Annotated in this window: 1 protein-coding gene; it reads right to left on the bottom strand. The window is 46.9% G+C overall.

Features of this window, described 5'->3' with window-relative positions; translation table 11 throughout:
- The coding region (locus ACTHUM_RS18115; protein ID WP_440403698.1) for a CorA family divalent cation transporter at positions 1–565 on the bottom strand (565 nt) is incomplete at both ends.

Below are 565 nucleotides of genomic sequence, written 5' to 3'. Positions count from 1 at the left end.
TAGTCTCGTGGGCTCGGAGATGTGGAGAAGAGACAGAAACAGGGACTTGTCTATCGCTTCGACACGGTTGTTGTACGACTCCAAAACGATGAAATAGTCGTCCACAATACGGTCAAGCAGACAATACGCCAGAAACGCCGTGTTTTTGTTCAAAATATTGTGCGGATTTTCGTGCATCTGCCGGCGCAGATGACTGAACAAGCCCAACGGTTTTTGTTGGAAAGACAACACAAAATCTTTGCCGATAATCACATACACTTGGTCGGAATGGAGCTTGCCTGTAGTTGTGTAATGGTAAACCTGTGCGGCAGTAAAAACATAGCTGCCGTAGTCTTCAATTTTCGGACGTTGCTTGCGGCTGAGAATATCTTCAATAACCAGCTCATGGATGCCGTAAGGCTCAAGCGCATGTTTGAGCAAGGCAACATCATTGATGCCGACAAAATGCAGCCAGTTGATTTGGCCTTCTTGCGGACGGGTAATATCAGGCAAGTTTTTCCCGGCAAGATAATCATACTGAACAAAGGTATCGGCGGAATACAGGGTTTGATGGATGGCAGAGCGC

This window comes from Neisseria sp. P0021.S006 (genome assembly GCF_051956895.1).
This window is presented reverse-complemented; position numbering and strand designations above follow the sequence as displayed.